Source organism: Microbacterium testaceum StLB037 (genome assembly GCF_000202635.1).
Classification (GTDB): Bacteria; Actinomycetota; Actinomycetes; order Actinomycetales; family Microbacteriaceae; genus Microbacterium; species Microbacterium testaceum_F.
In genome coordinates this window covers 1867769-1883110 of record NC_015125.1, presented here as the reverse complement: position 1 = coordinate 1883110, position 15342 = coordinate 1867769, and the positions used below count along the sequence as shown (strand labels likewise).

The window sequence follows — 15342 nt, the reverse complement described above, 5'->3', positions numbered from 1 at the left end:
CTGGACCCATGTCCCGACTGCAGGCCGACGCTCCCGCCGACCGCTGGGTGCCCGTGACGGGCTCCCTCGGATTCCGTGGCCGCCGCCACCGCAAGGCCGCCATCGGCATGCTCCTCAACCAGGCGAACACCGCCGCGGGCTCGACGCCCCGTCCCGGCGGCGGGGCTTTCGCGTGGATCCTCAGCCAGGCCGCTCCGCTGCTGATGCGCCGCGCGGCCGGGCGCGTGCTGGTGTGGGTGTGGAAGAGCGATCCGGAACTGCTCGTCGTGATGGCGCAGCTGCAGGAGGCCACACCGCAGCTGCGCACCGCACGGGCGATGATGCCGATGGAGTACGACGACACCGAGTCGTTCCGGAACCCCTACCTCGGCGTCGGCGAGAAGCTCGCCATGCCACTGCCGACCGACCCGAAGACGCCGCCGTTCGCCACCTACACGTGGGACACCGGCTCGCACTTCGTGACGGTCACCGCGGTCTGCTCCGACCGCGAGCGCTTCGGCACGATCATCGGCGCGGTGGACGACATCGCCCGGACGGTGCGCATCGTCGACGACCTGAAGCTCGGCGAGTCACCGACCGTGCTGAGGCTCGATCCGGCCTGACCCCGCCGAGGTGGCTGAGCTCGTCGAGGTGGCTGAGCTCGTCGAGGTGGCTGAGCTCGTCGAGGTGGCTGAGCTCGTCGAGGTGGCTGAGCTCGTCGAAGCCACCGGGCGACCGCGGCATCCCGGTCCCTTCGACAAGCTCAGGGACCTTGCCTCGCACTCAGGGACCTTGCCTCGCACTCAGGGGGCTCGCGGCGCGCGGGGCGGCGCTCGCGTCACACGGGAGCGGCGTCAGTCGCCGTGCGGATCGCGCGGACGCCACAACACGATGTCGGTCGCGCGGCGCACGCGCGCTCCGTGACGCAGGGTCACGACCGAGCCGGTCGCCCCCGCGGCGAACACGCGCGCCCCGGGACGCGACTCGCGCTCGGCCACCAGCTGCCGTTCGAGCTCGTTCACCCGACGCGACAGGTCGTGCACCTGGCGCTCGAGAGTCAACAGCCGCGCGATCGCCGGCAGGCTCATGCCCTCGCTCGACAGGCGGGCGACCTCGCGCAGCTGCTGCACGTGCCGACTCGAGTACCGCCGCGAACCACCCTGGGTCCGCGCGGGAACGACGAGACCGAGCCGGTCGTACTGCCGCAGGGTCTGCGGGTGCATGTTCGACAGCTCGGCGGCGACGGCGATGGCGAAGAGGGGGGAATCCTCATCGATCTCTCGGTCGGCCACGTCTTCTCCTCTCGCTCGTGCCGTTCGCCGGGGTCCCGGCATCCGTGGATCCCGGATGCCGAGCCCCGGCGTCGTGGTGTTATCGCGCCTTGGCCATCAGGTCGGCGCGGGGATTCTCTTTCGGCTCGAGCTCGTGGAACCGCTCGAGGGCCTCGCGGGCGGCGTCGTCGAGGTGCGTGGGGACCGCGACCTGGACTTCGGCGAGCAGGTCGCCGGTGCCCTTGGAGGTCTGGATGCCACGCCCCTTGACGCGCAGCACGCGCCCGGACGGGGTGCCCGGGGCGACACGCAGCCGCACCGGGTCGCCGCCGAGGGTGGGGACTTCGATCGTCGCGCCGAGCGCCGCCTCGGTGAAGGTCACGGGGACCGTCAGCCGCAGGTTGAGGCCGTCACGCGTGAAGACCGGGTGCGGACGCACCGCGACCGTCACGACGATGTCGCCGCTCTCGCCGCCGTCGGGCGAGGGACGACCTCGACCGCGAAGACGGATCTTCTGCCCGTCCGAGACGCCGGCGGGGATCTTCACCTTGAAGGGCTTGTTGTCCTCGCCCTGCAGGGTGATGGTCTCGCCCTTGGCCGCGGTGACGAAGTCGATCGTCGTACGCGCCGTGACGTCCGATCCGCGCTGCGGACCGCCGTACCCGCGGTATCCGCCCGTCGTCTGGCCGAAGCGTCCGGAGCCGAAGCCCCCTCCGCCCTGGTCGAACATCGAGAAGAAGTCCTCGAAGCCGGCGGGACCGCTCGTCGATCCCCCGCGCTGCTGACCGAATCGGCTGAAGACGTCGTCGAAGCCCCCGCCGCTCGCCCCCGGAGCCGAGAAGCGCGCCCCCGAGCCCATGGCCCGGATCTGGTCGTACTCCTCGCGCTGCTCGGGATCGTTGAGCACCGAGTAGGCCTCGCTGATCTCCTTGAACTTGGCTTCCGCCTTCGCGTCGCCCGGGTTCGAGTCGGGGTGATACTGGCGCGCGAGCTTGCGGTAGGTCTTCTTCAGATCAGCCGCGCTGACGCTCTTGTCGACACCGAGGACCTTGTAGAAGTCCTTGTCGAACCAGTCCTGACTCGCCATGTGTCCTCCTCTTAGGCCGGCACGGCGACGACGACCTTCGCCGGTCGCAGTTCGACCGAGCCGAGGCGGTAGCCGACCTCGACGACCTCGAGGATCGTCGTCTCGGTCACGCCCGGAGTCGGGGCCTGGAAGATCGCCTCGTGCTGCTGCGGGTCGAACACGTCGCCGACGGCGCCGTACGACACCACGCCGAGGCGCTCGGCCACGGCGCGCACTTTCTCGCCGATGGCCGCGAGGGGGCTTCCCTCGACGAGGTCACCGTGCTTGGCGGCCCGGTCGAGGTCGTCCATGACGGGCAGGAGGCCCTTCACGGCCTCGCCCTTGGCGCGCTCGATCTCGCGCTCGCGCTGCTCCTCGGTCCGCCTGCGGTAGTTGGCGTACTCGGCCTGCAGCCGCTTGAGGTCGATCAGCAGCGACGCTTCCTTGTCGGAGGAAGCGCCCTCTGCGGCGGCCTCGGGCGTCTGCTCGGCGCCGAGGATGTCGTCGATGGTCAGGCCCTCGGCATCCGGGTCCTGGCCGGCGTCCGTCTCAGGCTGGTCACCCGACGGCGCGGGGCCGGAGGTGTTCTCCTCCGGCCCCGTCTCGTCAGGACCGGCGCCCGAGCCCGTGGGCTGTTCGTCGTCCTTGTGTGCCATGGTCTCTGCTTACTTCTTCTCGTCGGGGTTCTCGTCGTCGACGACCTCGGCGTCGATGACGTCTTCCTCGGGGTTCGGCGTCTCGCCGTTGCCGGGCTGACCCACGTTGGGGTCGGCGGGCTCGCCCGCGGCCTGCGACGAGGCGTAGATGGCCTCGCCGAGCTTGCCCTGGCTGGCGTTCAGCTTGTCGAACGCGGTCTTGACCGCGTCGTCGTCGTCACCGGCGAGAGCCGTCTTGAGCGCATCGACGTCGCCCTGCACCTCGGCCTTGACCTCGGCGGGGAGCTTGTCCTCGTTCTCCTTGATCAGCTTCTCGATCGAGTACGACAGGGTCTCGGCCTGGTTGCGGGTCTCGGCGGACTCGCGGCGCTTCTTGTCTTCGGCCGCGTTCTCCTCGGCCTCGCGCACCATGCGCTCGATGTCCTCCTTGGGCAGCGACGAGCCGCCCGTGATGGTCATCGACTGCTCCTTGCCGGTGCCCTTGTCCTTCGCCGACACGTGGACGATGCCGTTCGCGTCGATGTCGAAGGTGACCTCGACCTGCGGGATGCCACGGGGAGCCGGGGCGATACCGGTGAGCTCGAAGGTGCCGAGGGGCTTGTTGTCGCGGGTGAACTCGCGCTCGCCCTGGAAGACCTGGATCGCGACCGACGGCTGGTTGTCGTCGGCGGTGGTGAAGGTCTCGCTGCGCTTGGTCGGGATGGCCGTGTTGCGCTCGATGAGCTTGGTCATGATGCCGCCCTTGGTCTCGATACCGAGGCTCAGGGGGGTGACGTCGATGAGCAGCACGTCCTTGCGCTCGCCCTTGAGGACACCGGCCTGCAGGGCTGCGCCCACGGCCACGACCTCGTCGGGGTTCACGCCCTTGTTCGCGTCCTTGCCGGTCTCCTTCTTGACGAGCTCGGCGACCGCGGGCATGCGGGTCGAGCCGCCGACGAGCACCACGTGGGCGATGTCGTCGACCTTGACGCCGGCCTCGCGGATGACGTCGGAGAAGGGCTTGCGGGTGCGGTCGAGGAGGTCCTTGGTGAGGTCCTCGAACTTGGCGCGCGTGATCGTCTCGCTCAGCGACACGGGGCCGGAGTCGGTCAGCGACAGGTAGGGAAGGTTGATGGACGTCGAGGTCGAGCTCGACAGCTCCTTCTTGGCCTGCTCGGCCGCTTCCTTCAGACGCTGGAGGGCGATCTTGTCACCCGAGACGTCGACACCGGTGGTGTCCTTGAACTGCTTGATGAGGTAGTCGACGAGACGCTGGTCCCAGTCGTCACCACCGAGGCGGTTGTCACCGGAGGTGGCGCGCACCTGGATGGTCGAGAAGTCGTCGTCCTTGCCCACCTCGAGCAGCGAGACGTCGAACGTTCCGCCACCGAGGTCGAACACGAGGATGAGCTCGTCTTCCTTGCCCTTGTCGAGGCCGTACGCGAGGGCCGCAGCGGTGGGCTCGTTGATGATGCGCAGGACGTTGAGGCCCGCGATCTCACCGGCTTCCTTCGTGGCCTGACGCTCGGCGTCGTTGAAGTAGGCGGGCACCGTGATGACGGCATCCGTCACGCTGTCGCCGAGGTACTCCTCGGCGTCGCGCTTGAGCTTCTGCAGGATGCGGGCCGAGATCTCCTGCGGCGTCCACTTCTTGCCGTCGACGTCGAAGGTCCAGGTCGTGCCCATGTGGCGCTTGACGCTCGAGATGGTGCGGTCGACGTTGGTCACGGCCTGGCGCTTGGCGGTCTCGCCGACGAGCACCTCGCCGTCCTTCGTGTAAGCGACGACCGAGGGGGTCGTACGGAAACCCTCGGCGTTGGCGATGACCTTGGGCTCGCCACCCTCGAGCACACTCACGACGGAGTTGGTCGTACCGAGGTCGATTCCCACTGCACGTGGCATATGTGTCTCCTTGCTTGTGAGTCCGACCGGTGCCGAACTCATGGTTCCGATGAAGTCTTCTCGCGGGTTGAGCCGCGATGACTCAAGGTTATCGCAGGGCTTTCCGGTCGTCAAGGAGACTTGATATGAATTGGCTCAACTTCCGGGACGGCTGGCCTTGCGCGCCGACGGGGGTTTGTCCCACTTGTGGCGGTTCATGTCCCACTTGTGGCCGGTCCAGGGGCGCTGAAGTGGCCATAAGTGGGACGAGGGTGGCTTGACCGGGGAGCGACGCGGCCCCGGGCCGGGAGCGACGCGGCCCCGCCGGGGAGCGAGATGGCTCCGGCGGAGAGCGAAGCGGCCCCACCCAGGGACGACGACGCCCCCGAACCCACAGGGGGACGGGGGCGTCGATGGATGCCGAACCTCGGGTCGCGACGAGCGCGGGCGAGGGGACGGATGCCGCGGACTCAGTCGCGGTCGCGGTCCCGGCGCTGCGGACGGTCGCTGCGCTTCGCCGAGCGCCCGCCCTGGTCGAGGCGCAGGTCGATCAGCTGACCCGAGATGCGGGTGTCGGCGAGACGGTTGATCGTGTCGCGCGAGAGGTCGGCCGGCAGCTCGACGAGCGAGAAGTCCTGGCGGATCTGGATCGCCCCGAAGTCGTTGCGGCGGAGGCCGCCCTCGTTCGCGAGAGCACCGACGATCTGGCGCGGCTCGACGCGCTGGCGGCGGCCGACGGCGATGCGGTACGTCGCGAAGCGACCCGAGCTTTCACGACGCGGACCGCTGTCGCGCGAACCGCCGTCGCGGGAATCGCGCGAAGAGCGGTCGGGGCGGTCGTTGTCGAAGCGCTGCTGGCGCAGCGTCTCCTCCTCGAGCAGCAGCGGAGTGTCGCCCTGGGCGACCACGGCGAGGGCCGCGGCCACGTCGGCCTCGGGCACATCGTGGTGCGACACGTAGTGGGCGACGACGTCGCGGAAGGTCGCGATCGCCGCGGTGTCTTCGAGGGCCGTGGTGATCGCGTCGTCGAAGCGGGTGAGGCGCGTGGCGTTGACGTCGTCGACGCTCGGCAGCGACATCTCGGTCAGCGGCTGACGCGTGGCCTTCTCGATCGCGGTGAGCATGCGGCGCTCGCGCGGGGTCACGAAGCTGATCGCGTCTCCGGTGCGACCGGCGCGACCCGTGCGGCCGATGCGGTGCACGTACGACTCGGTGTCGATCGGCAGGTCGTAGTTGACGACGTGGCTGATGCGCTCGACGTCGAGACCGCGCGCGGCGACGTCGGTCGCGACGAGGATGTCGAGCTTGCCCGACTTCAGCTGGTTGACCGTGCGCTCGCGCTGCACCTGCGCGATGTCGCCGTTGATCGCGGCGGCGGTGTAGCCGCGGGCGCGGAGCTTCTCGGCGACCGTCTCGGTCTCGTTCTTCGTGCGGGTGAAGACGATCATGCCCTCGAAGTTCTCGACCTCGAGGATGCGCGTGAGGGCGTCGATCTTCTGCTGGTACGACACGATCAGGTAGCGCTGCGTGATGTTCGCCGAGGTCGTGGTCTTGGTCTTGACCGTGATCTCTTCGGGGTCGTTCAGATACTGCGCGGAGATGCGGCGGATCTGCGCCGGCATGGTGGCCGAGAACAGCGCGACCTGCTTGGTCGAGGGGGTGTCGGCGAGGATCGTCTCGACGTCCTCGGCGAAGCCCATCTTCAGCATCTCGTCGGCCTCGTCGAGCACGAGGAACTTCAGCTCGCTGAGGTCGAGGGTGCCCTTGTCGAGGTGGTCCATGATGCGGCCGGGAGTTCCGACGATCACGTCGACGCCGCGGCGCAGCGCCGACAGCTGCTGGCCGTAGCCCTGCCCACCGTAGACGGGCAGCACCGAGACGCCCTTGATGTGCGCGGCGTACTTCTCGAACGCCTCGCACACCTGCAGCGCCAGCTCGCGGGTGGGGGCGAGCACGAGCGCCTGCGGATTCTTGTGGCCGGTCTCCATCTGCGACAGCACCGGCAGCGCGAAGGCGGCGGTCTTACCGGTTCCCGTCTGGGCGAGGCCGACGACGTCGCGCCCCTGCAGCAGCACGGGGATGGTGGCCGCCTGGATGGCGGAGGGGGTCTCGTAGCCCACGTCTTTCAGGGCCTTGAGCACGTTGGCATCCAGACCCAGATCGGCGAAGGTGAGCGTTTCGGGGGCGGTCTCAGCTTCAGCGGAGTCGACGGGGTTTTCGGATGCCATGACTCCACGGTAGTCCGCTGCGCTGCCGCGCGCGGGCCTGAGGATAACCTGAACGCGCGCGCCGACGTCGGCGCGGCGAGATTCCGGGATCACCGGGAGTTCATCGGAGGACCCTACCGTGACCGACATGCCGCACTCCGCGTCGTCCTCCTCCCCCGCCTCCCCGCCCGCCGAGGGCCGCCGTCCGGTCATCGCCTGGGCCCTCTGGGACTGGGGATCAGCGGCGTTCAACGCCGTGGTGACGACGTTCGTGTTCAGCACGTATCTGTCCAGTCAGCTCTTCGTCGATCCCGCGATCGTCGCCGCGGCGAACGGCGACGACAAGGATCCCGCGCTCGTCCGCGCCCTGGCCGAGAACGCCAGCCTCGTGGGCCTGGCGCTGATGTTCGCGGGCATCGTCGTGGCTCTCGTCGCCCCCGTGCTCGGCCAGCGCTCCGACGGAACGGGCCGCCGCAAGCTCTGGCTCGGCGTCAACACGGGCCTCGTCGTGTTGGCGATGGCCGCGATGGTGTTCGTGGAGGGCACGCCCGGCTACCTCGTGCTCGGCGCGACATTGCTCGCCGTCGGCAACGTCTTCTTCGAGTTCGCCAGCGTCAACTACTACGCGATGCTCACCCAGGTCTCGACGCGCGAGAACATCGGCCGCGTCTCGGGCTTCGGCTGGGGCATGGGCTACGTCGGCGGCATCGTGCTCCTGATCCTGCTCCTCGTGCTGTTCATCCAGAGCTTCGGGAATCCGGATGCCGGTGGCCTCCTCGCCGTGTCGAAGGACGGCGGTCTGAACATCCGCCTCGCCGTCCTGGCATCCGCCCTCTGGTACGGGGTGTTCGCGATCCCCGTGCTGGTGCGCGTGCCGGAGATCCCCGCGCAGCGGCGCGAGGTGCGCGTCGGCTTCTTCCGCTCGTACGTCGTGCTGTGGAACACGCTGCGCTCGCTGTGGCGTGACAGCCGCCAGGTGCTGCTGTTCCTCGTCGCGAGCGCGGTGTTCCGCGACGGCCTCACCGGCGTCTTCACCTTCGGTGCGATCATCGCGGCGCAGGTCTTCGGCTTCACCTCGACCGAGGTGCTCTACTTCGCGGTCGCTGCGAACGTCGTGGCGGGGGTCTGCACGTTCCTCGCCGGTCGCCTCGACGACCGCTTCGGCCCCAAGCGCGTGATCTCCACATCGTTGGTCTGTCTGATCGTCCTCGGCGCGACCATGCTCTTCATCGGCACGTCGCAGACCGGGTTCTGGATCGTGGGTCTGGGACTGTGCGCCTTCGTCGGCCCGGTGCAGTCGGCCAGCCGGTCGTTCCTCGCGCGCGTCGCGCCGCAGGGCCGCGAGGGCGAGATCTTCGGCCTCTACGCGACGACCGGACGCGCCGTGTCGTTCCTCGCGCCCGGCCTCTTCGCGCTGTTCGTCGGGCTGACGGGTGACACACGCCTCGGCATCCTGGGGATCGTGCTGATCCTCGCCGTCGGCCTGGTGCTCCTGCTCCCGGTGAAGACGAGACCGGCCGCGATCGTCTGACGCGCCGCGCTGCGGCGGTGGGCGGCGGGTTGCGATCGCGCGTTGCGGTCGCGCGCGGCCGGGGGCCGGAGCGGGGCGTGCGAGACTCCTGACTTTTCGGCGTCGCCGTCCCGGACGTCCGCGTGATCTCGCGGCGGAGGTCAGTGGCGCACGCGAATTCTCGGGAGTTTCGTCCGCGCAGCGGGGACGATTCGGTATGCCGCGGACTCAGTCGCGCGGCCACGCCTCGGCGAATTTCGTCAGCAGACGCGCGAAGTCGGCGCGCTCGGCCTCGGTGAACGACTCGAGGGCGGAGCGCACGGCATCCCGTCGCCTCCCGCGGAAGCTCGAGATCAGCCGCTCGCCCTCGGGGGTGAGGCGCACGCGCGTGCGGCGCGCGTCGTCGGGGTCGGGCTCGCGGGCGACCAAGCCCATCTGCGTCGACTGCTGCACAAGGCGCGAAGCGCGCGGCTGATCCACACCCACCGCCTCGGCGATCTCGCTGACGGAGAGGGCATCGGATGCCGCGACCAGCGCATCCAGCAGGCGCAGGCGCGCGGGTCCCCCGAAGCGTCCGTGCGCGGGGTCGCCCCACGGCGGAGCGCCTCTCCCCCAGGGTCCGCCGTGTCCGTGCGGGTGGTGGTGCTCGTCCGGGCCGAACGGCGGACGCGGACGTCGGCCGCGCAGCTTGGCGAGGGCGGCGGCGATGTCGTCGGCGGGATCGAAGGTCACGGGGAGATTTTACATGTCGCTTGACAAGCATCCGGAATACATGTCACAGTACATTCGTTGTCACATGACATACATCGGCGGATCTCCCGCCCACGAAAGGACACCCCATGAACGCCTCTTCTTCTCTTGATGCCCGCAGCCTCGCCCACCGCCTGAACGCGGTCGGCCACGCGCTGCACCACCGCCTGTTCGAGCAGCTCCGCGCGAGCGACCTCGACCCGCGGACCATCGCGATCCTCAGCGTCATCGACGGTCGCCTCGACGCCCCCTGGGTGAGCGACCGCATCGCCCGCGGCGGAAAGCGCGTCACGGCTCTCGCCGAGCGCGGGTGGATCGCCCGCGTCGACGACGCGTGGACCCTCACCGACGACGGCCGGGCCGCCCTTGACCGGGTGGACGCCGAGCGCGCGTCCCTGCTCGCCGACCTCCCCGCCGACGAGCTGGCTCAGCTGAACACCTCCCTCGACGCCGTCGCGGATGCCCTCGGGGTGGATGCCACGGACTCCGGGCCGCGTGGATTCCGCGGCGGACGCGGGGGTTTCGGTCCCGGGTTCGGTCCCGGGTTCGGTCGGGGATTCGGGCCGGGTTTCGGTCCCGAGCTCCGCGGGCGCGGCGACCACGCCGGGTTCGAGCGCGGCGAGCACGCGGAACGCGGTCACGGTCGGCCGGGCCACCGCGGCAGGTTCGCGCGCAGCCACGAGCGGCACGGCGAGCTCGCCGGGTTCGAGCGCGGCGAGCGCGCGGGGTTCGAGCGCGATGCGCACACCGGACACGGCCGGCGCGGCGACCACGCCGGGTTCAGCTCCGGCGACGGACACGGCGACCCCCGCGGACGCGGGGCATGCGGCCGGCACGGCCACGGCGCGCACCGTGATGGCGAGCACCGCCACGGCGGTTCCCACCGCGCCCACCGCGCGGCGCAGCGCGCCTTCGAGCGCGGCTTCGACGCCGGGTTCGTCCGCGGCCGTGAGGTTTCGGCATCCGGTGAGCCCTCGGCATCCGAGTGATCAGCGATAAACGCTCTCCGCGACGGGAAACACGCGGACGCCGTGTTTCTGTGCATGGATCGCGTTTATGGCGCGGCGCGCGCCGCGAAACGAACAGCCCCACCGAGTTCGACTCGATGGGGCTGTTCGCGTGCGGGTCAGCGTCCGGCGGAGCCCGCGTCGGTCGAGCCGACGTCGGTCCGGTGGAAATTCAGGGCGGAGCGCGAGGCCGTCGGGCCGCGCTGGCCCTGGTAGCGGTTGCCGTAGGGGCCGGAACCGTAGGGGTTCTCGGCCGGCGAGGTCAGGCGGAAGTAGCAGACCTGCCCGATCTTCATGCCCGGCCAGAGCTTGATCGGCAGGGTCGCGACGTTCGAGAGCTCGAGCGTGACGTGACCCGAGAAGCCCGGGTCGATGAAGCCGGCGGTCGAGTGCGTGAGCAGGCCCAGGCGTCCGAGCGACGACTTGCCCTCGAGGCGCGCGGCGACGTCGTCCGGCAGCGAGACCCGCTCGAAGGTGGATCCGAGCGCGAACTCCCCCGGGTGCAGGATGAACGGCTCGTCGGGCTCGACCTCGATGAGGCGCGTGAGCTCGGGCTGGTCTTCGGCCGGGTCGATGAAGGGGTACTTGTGGTTGTCGAACAGCCGGAAGTACCGGTCGAGCCGCACGTCGACGCTCGAGGGCTGGACCATGGCCGGGTCGAAGGGGTCGAGCCCCAGGCGTCCGGAGGCGAGTTCGGCTCGGATGTCGCGATCGGAGAGCAGCACGAGGCCAGCCTAGAGCGCGGGGTCCGCCCGTGTCGCGGGTCGACGCCGCCGGGAGCGCGACCTCTGCGCCGAGACCGCACGCGTTTACTGAGACCGCATCCGCCGGCTGCTGAAAGCCTGCGGTCTCGCGAATCGCGTGCGGTTTCAGCGAGGGATGCCGATCGGCACCGCCGGCACGCGGCGCGGACGCTGTTATGCTGGCCGGGTTGCCGCACGGCATCCGGGGCTGTAGTTCAATGGCAGAACTTCTGCTTCCCAAGCAGACAGCGCGGGTTCGATTCCCGTCAGCCCCTCCAAAGGTCCGACATTCCGGCGCAGCCGGGATGGCGGGCCTTTCGCGTGGGTGCCGTAGGAACCGATCCCGCAGCGGGTGGGCCCACGCCGCCGGAGGCTCCGCGCGGCGCGGAGCGGCGCGTGGAGGGGCGGTGGGGACGATTCCCGTCAGCCCCTCAAAGCCCTCACGGGCGGCCGCAGGCCGTTCGGGAGGGCTTTCGTGTTGAAGTGAATCGAAGCCTTGGGTGGGCCCCTGCCGCCAGAGGCTCCGCGCGGCGCACAGCGGCGCCCAGGAGCGGAGGAAGATCCGGGACGGGAGGACCAGCGGGGCGGCATCCATCCTCCGCTCCCAGAGTGTCCTCCCGCCAACCCCGCACAGGTCGAGCGCGCCGCTCCCGATGTCGGACCCCCGCGCTACCCTCCGAACACACCCCGCACGAGGAGGCGCCCGTGGCCGACCCACCCGAACTCACCGTCGCCGACGTCGCGCGCTGGCGCGCGTGGCTCGACGAGAACGAGAGCACGAGTGACGGCGTCTGGCTCGTTCTGGCGAAGAAGGGCACGACCGCGCCGACGTCGCTCACCTACGCCGAGGCCCTCGACGAAGCGCTGTGCAGCGGGTGGATCGACGGGCGCAAGCAGTCTCGGGATGCCGAGACATTCCGCCAGCACTTCACCCCGCGGCGCGCGCGGTCGATGTGGTCCACGCGCAACGTCGACCTCGTGGCTCGCCTGATCGAGGACGGGCGCATGCGCCCGCGCGGTGCCGACGAGATCGCTCGAGCGCAGGCCGACGGCCGCTGGGACCGCGCGTACGCGGGATCCGCGACCATCGAGGTTCCGCCCGACCTGCGGGCAGCCCTGGATGCCAATCCCGCGGCGGCCCGCGCTTTCGAGGCGTTGAACAAGTCCGAGCGCTACTCCGTTCTGCACCCCGTGGTCACGGCGACGAGCGACGCCCTGCGCGCAAAGCGCATCGCCGCGCACGTCGCCCGGCTCGCGGCATCCGTCGATCCGGCGAGCTGAGCGCGGTCGCCGCCGCGAAACCGCACCCGATCGCCGAGACCGCACGTGCTGGCATGCGATGGGGCGCGGTCTCGGCAGACACGTGCGGTTTCGCGGAACGGATGCCACGCGCCCACCCGCGCGGCCCGCGGCGGCCGTCCACCGCTCACCCCGTCGACCCCCGCACCATCAACCGCGTCGGCAGCTCGATGGTCACCGGCTCGTCGGTCGAGGGCGGGTGCACGAGCAGCTCCACCGCGGCCGCCGCCATCTCGCGGATCGGCTGGCGCACCGTGGTCAGGGCGGGGCGGAGCCACCGGGCGCCGCGGACGTCGTCGAAGCCCACCACGAGCACGTCCTGGGGGATGCGAAGCCCCAGGTCGGCGGCCGCCGCGTACACGCCGGCGGCCATCTCGTCCGAGCACGCGAAGACGCCGACGGGACCGTCACCGGGCAGCTCCGGCAAGACCGCGCGGACGACGCGGCGGGCGCCGCTCGCGCTCCATCCGGTCGCGACGCGGCGGAGCACGGCATCCGGAACGCTCTCCGCGAGGGCCGCACCGAAACCCTCGACGCGCGCGCGACCCCAGCGGTACGAGGGCGCCCCGTCGACCACGATGAAGCGGCTCGCGCCGCGGTCGAGAAGGTGCCGCGCGGCGTCGGCGCCGCCCGCGCGATCGGTGGTGCGGACGTTGGGGAGCGGGACGCGCGACTCCGACGAGGGCTCGAACAGCACGAGCGGGATGGCCGCGGCCTCGAGCATCGCGCGCTGCCGCGCCGTCGGGACGGTCAAGCCCAGCACGACCCCGCCCGAGCCGCGCGCCGCGATGCGCGCGGGCCAGTCGTCGGCCGGATCCTCCCTCTCGGCGGTGAGCACGAGGTCGTAACCGAGGCGCGTCGCCGCCTGGCGCGCGCCGACGACCACCTCTTCGCTGTACGGACCGTCGTACCGCCCCATCACGAGGTCGATGAGACGCGCGGTCCCGGCGCGCGGACGCCCGGACCCTGCGCCTCCGTATCCCAGCGAAGCCGCCGCGTCGCGCACGCGGGCGCGCGTCATCGGCGAGATCTCGCCCCGCTCGCGCAGCACGCGCGACACCGTCGCGACGCTCACGCCCGCGGCGGCCGCGACCTGAGCAAGGGTGGGACGGGACACGACCCCAGTGTGCCGGATGCCACGGGCTTTTGCGCAAAACCTCGCCGGCCGTCGCGCGGGCCGTGGCAGGGTGGCATCCATCCACAATGAGGAGGACGCATGAGCCATCGACGAGCACTCGTCGTCCGCGGCGGCTGGGATGGCCACCACCCGGTCGAGGCCACCGACCTGTTCCTCCCGTTCCTGCGCGAGAACGGCTTCGACGTGCGCGTGAGCGAGACGAACGAGGTCTACGCCGACGCCGACGAGATGGCCGCGGTCGATCTGGTCCTGCAGTGCGTCACGATGTCGGAGATCTCGCGCGAGGCGCTCACGGGCCTGCGCGCCGCCGTCGAGAACGGGACGGGGCTGGCCGGCTGGCACGGGGGCATCGCCGACTCGTATCGCGCGTCGTCGGACTACCTGCAGCTCGTCGGCGGGCAGTTCGCCACGCACCCGGGTCGGCATCCCGAAGAGCGACCGGGCACCGAGGAGGACAACTTCCTCCCCTACCGCGTCGAGCTCACCGACCTCGGCCGGACGCACGAGATCACCGCGGGCCTCGAGGACTTCGACCTCGACACCGAGCAGTACTGGGTGCTGACCGACGATCTCAACGACGTCCTCGCCACCACCACGCACCCCGTGCAGCCGTATCACCCGTGGCATCGCCCGATCGTCTCGCCGGCGGTCTGGACCCGCGAATGGGGAGCCGGACGCGTGTTCGTCGCCACCCCGGGGCACAGCCCCGACGTCCTTCGCGAGCCGTCGGTGCGCACCATCATCGAAAGGGGACTGCTGTGGGCCAGCCGCACGGTATCGGAATAGTCGGACTCGGCGTCATCTCGGCGCAGTACCTCGCCACCCTCGGCGAGCACCCCGACGTGCGGATCGTCGCGACCGCCGACCTCGACCACTCCCGCGCCGAGGAGGTCGCGAGCAGGTTCGCCGGATGCCGCGCGCTCCGCGTCGACGACCTCGTCGCCGACCCGGCCGTGGACACGGTCCTGAACCTCACCGTCCCCGCCGCCCACGCCGAGGTGGCCTCGAAGGCGCTCGCGGCGGGGAAGGGCGTCTTCGGGGAGAAGCCGCTGGCGGCGACCCTCGCGGACGCTCGCCGGATCGTGGCAGAACGTGGAGCATCGTGGCTCGGCTGCGCTCCCGACACGGTGCTCGGCACGGGCGTGCAGACGGCGCGCGCGGCCCTCGAGGCCGGGACGATCGGGCGACCGGTGGCGGCCACGGCGACCTGGGTGTCCGCGGGCCACGAGGCGTGGCATCCGCACCCCGATTTCTACTACCGCGAGGGCGGCGGGCCACTGCTCGACATGGGGCCGTACTACCTCACGACGCTGTTCCACCTCCTCGGGCCGGTCGCCCGGGCCTCGGGGGCGTCGTCGCGACCGCGAGACACGCGGACCATCGCGAGCGGCCCGCGCGCGGGCGAGGTCATCCCGGTCGAGGTCGACACCCACGTGACGGGGGTGCTCGAGCACGTCGGCGGTGCGGTGTCGACGGTGACCTTCAGCTTCGACGCGCCGGTGAGCGACGCCTCCCCGATCGAGGTCTACGGCGAGACGGGAACCCTGTCGGTCCCCGACCCCAACCTCTTCGACGGCGAGGTCCGCGTCCGCGCGGGCCGCCAGGACGAGTGGCACGCCGTGACCCAGCGCGCCGGGTACGACCACGCGGGTCGGGGGATCGGCATCCTGGATCGCGTCCGTACGGGGTCGGATCGCACCGACGCGGCCATCGCACTGCACGTCCTCGAGGTGATGACGGCCCTGCAGGAGTCGGCACGCACCGGCGCGCGTGTCGACATCGAGACGAGGCCGGCGCCCCCGCCCGTCGTCCCGTTCACGGGCGAGGAGCAGTGGCGCCGGCGCTGACACGCCCCA

At 70.8% G+C, this 15342-nt stretch carries 14 protein-coding genes and 1 tRNA gene; 7 read left to right on the top strand and 8 right to left on the bottom strand.

Going from position 1 to position 15342, the window contains the following annotated elements:
• Positions 1 to 8 precede the first annotated feature (8 nt).
• Positions 9 to 602 (top strand): hypothetical protein, encoded by a 594-nt coding sequence (locus tag MTES_RS08630; protein ID WP_013584859.1) that lies wholly within the window; start codon positions 9 to 11, stop codon positions 600 to 602.
• 231 nt (positions 603 to 833) lie between these two features.
• Here the strand turns inward: MTES_RS08630 and MTES_RS08625 are convergent, their stop codons facing one another.
• The 5 genes from MTES_RS08625 to MTES_RS08605 form a co-directional block, all read right to left on the bottom strand.
• Positions 834 to 1271, bottom strand: coding sequence for a heat shock protein transcriptional repressor HspR (locus MTES_RS08625; RefSeq protein ID WP_013584858.1), 438 nt, complete (start codon positions 1269 to 1271; stop codon positions 834 to 836).
• A 79-nt stretch (positions 1272 to 1350) separates the two neighbouring features.
• Positions 1351 to 2337: a DnaJ C-terminal domain-containing protein gene (locus MTES_RS08620; protein WP_013584857.1), complete on the bottom strand. Its 987-nt coding sequence runs from the start codon at positions 2335 to 2337 to the stop codon at positions 1351 to 1353.
• 11 nt (positions 2338 to 2348) lie between these two features.
• Positions 2349 to 2972 carry a nucleotide exchange factor GrpE gene (locus tag MTES_RS08615; RefSeq protein ID WP_013584856.1) on the bottom strand — a complete coding sequence of 208 codons (624 nt, stop codon included), beginning with the start codon at positions 2970 to 2972 and terminating at the stop codon, positions 2349 to 2351.
• A gap of 9 nt (positions 2973 to 2981) precedes the next feature.
• Positions 2982 to 4853 (bottom strand): molecular chaperone DnaK, encoded by a 1872-nt coding sequence (gene dnaK, locus MTES_RS08610; protein WP_013584855.1) that lies wholly within the window; start codon positions 4851 to 4853, stop codon positions 2982 to 2984.
• A gap of 449 nt (positions 4854 to 5302) precedes the next feature.
• Positions 5303 to 7060: a DEAD/DEAH box helicase gene (locus tag MTES_RS08605; RefSeq protein ID WP_013584854.1), complete on the bottom strand. Its 1758-nt coding sequence runs from the start codon at positions 7058 to 7060 to the stop codon at positions 5303 to 5305.
• A 127-nt stretch (positions 7061 to 7187) separates the two neighbouring features.
• Between MTES_RS08605 and MTES_RS08600 the strand changes: the two genes are divergently transcribed.
• On the top strand, positions 7188 to 8570 hold the full coding sequence (locus tag MTES_RS08600) for an MFS transporter (protein ID WP_043362487.1): 1383 nt from the start codon (positions 7188 to 7190) through the stop codon (positions 8568 to 8570).
• Positions 8571 to 8777: 207 nt separating this feature from the next.
• On the opposite strand, the gene MTES_RS19855 is transcribed toward MTES_RS08600, so the two are convergent.
• Positions 8778 to 9281, bottom strand: a complete 504-nt coding sequence (locus MTES_RS19855; RefSeq protein WP_013584852.1) for a MarR family winged helix-turn-helix transcriptional regulator — start codon at positions 9279 to 9281, stop codon at positions 8778 to 8780.
• A 107-nt stretch (positions 9282 to 9388) separates the two neighbouring features.
• Between MTES_RS19855 and MTES_RS19715 the strand changes: the two genes are divergently transcribed.
• A complete protein-coding gene (locus tag MTES_RS19715) occupies positions 9389 to 10288 on the top strand; it encodes a MarR family winged helix-turn-helix transcriptional regulator (RefSeq protein WP_013584851.1) in 900 nt (299 codons plus the stop codon).
• Between the two features lie 137 nt (positions 10289 to 10425).
• Here the strand turns inward: MTES_RS19715 and dcd are convergent, their stop codons facing one another.
• Positions 10426 to 11031, bottom strand: a complete 606-nt coding sequence (gene dcd / locus MTES_RS08585; RefSeq protein ID WP_013584850.1) for a dCTP deaminase — start codon at positions 11029 to 11031, stop codon at positions 10426 to 10428.
• Between the two features lie 222 nt (positions 11032 to 11253).
• Between dcd and MTES_RS08580 the strand changes: the two genes are divergently transcribed.
• Positions 11254 to 11327: transfer RNA gene (locus MTES_RS08580), tRNA-Gly, on the top strand.
• A gap of 427 nt (positions 11328 to 11754) precedes the next feature.
• Positions 11755 to 12330 (top strand): YdeI/OmpD-associated family protein, encoded by a 576-nt coding sequence (locus tag MTES_RS08575; RefSeq protein WP_013584849.1) that lies wholly within the window; start codon positions 11755 to 11757, stop codon positions 12328 to 12330.
• Positions 12331 to 12475: 145 nt separating this feature from the next.
• On the opposite strand, the gene MTES_RS08570 is transcribed toward MTES_RS08575, so the two are convergent.
• Positions 12476 to 13465 carry a substrate-binding domain-containing protein gene (locus MTES_RS08570; RefSeq protein ID WP_013584848.1) on the bottom strand — a complete coding sequence of 330 codons (990 nt, stop codon included), beginning with the start codon at positions 13463 to 13465 and terminating at the stop codon, positions 12476 to 12478.
• Between the two features lie 99 nt (positions 13466 to 13564).
• Here MTES_RS08570 and MTES_RS08565 point away from each other — a divergent pair, with 99 nt between their 5' ends.
• Both MTES_RS08565 and MTES_RS08560 read left to right on the top strand, forming a co-directional pair.
• Positions 13565 to 14272: a ThuA domain-containing protein gene (locus MTES_RS08565; protein ID WP_013584847.1), complete on the top strand. Its 708-nt coding sequence runs from the start codon at positions 13565 to 13567 to the stop codon at positions 14270 to 14272.
• Positions 14245 to 15333 (top strand): Gfo/Idh/MocA family protein, encoded by a 1089-nt coding sequence (locus tag MTES_RS08560; RefSeq protein WP_013584846.1) that lies wholly within the window; start codon positions 14245 to 14247, stop codon positions 15331 to 15333. Before MTES_RS08565 ends, MTES_RS08560 begins: the two co-directional genes overlap by 28 nt.
• Positions 15334 to 15342: the final 9 nt, after the last annotated feature.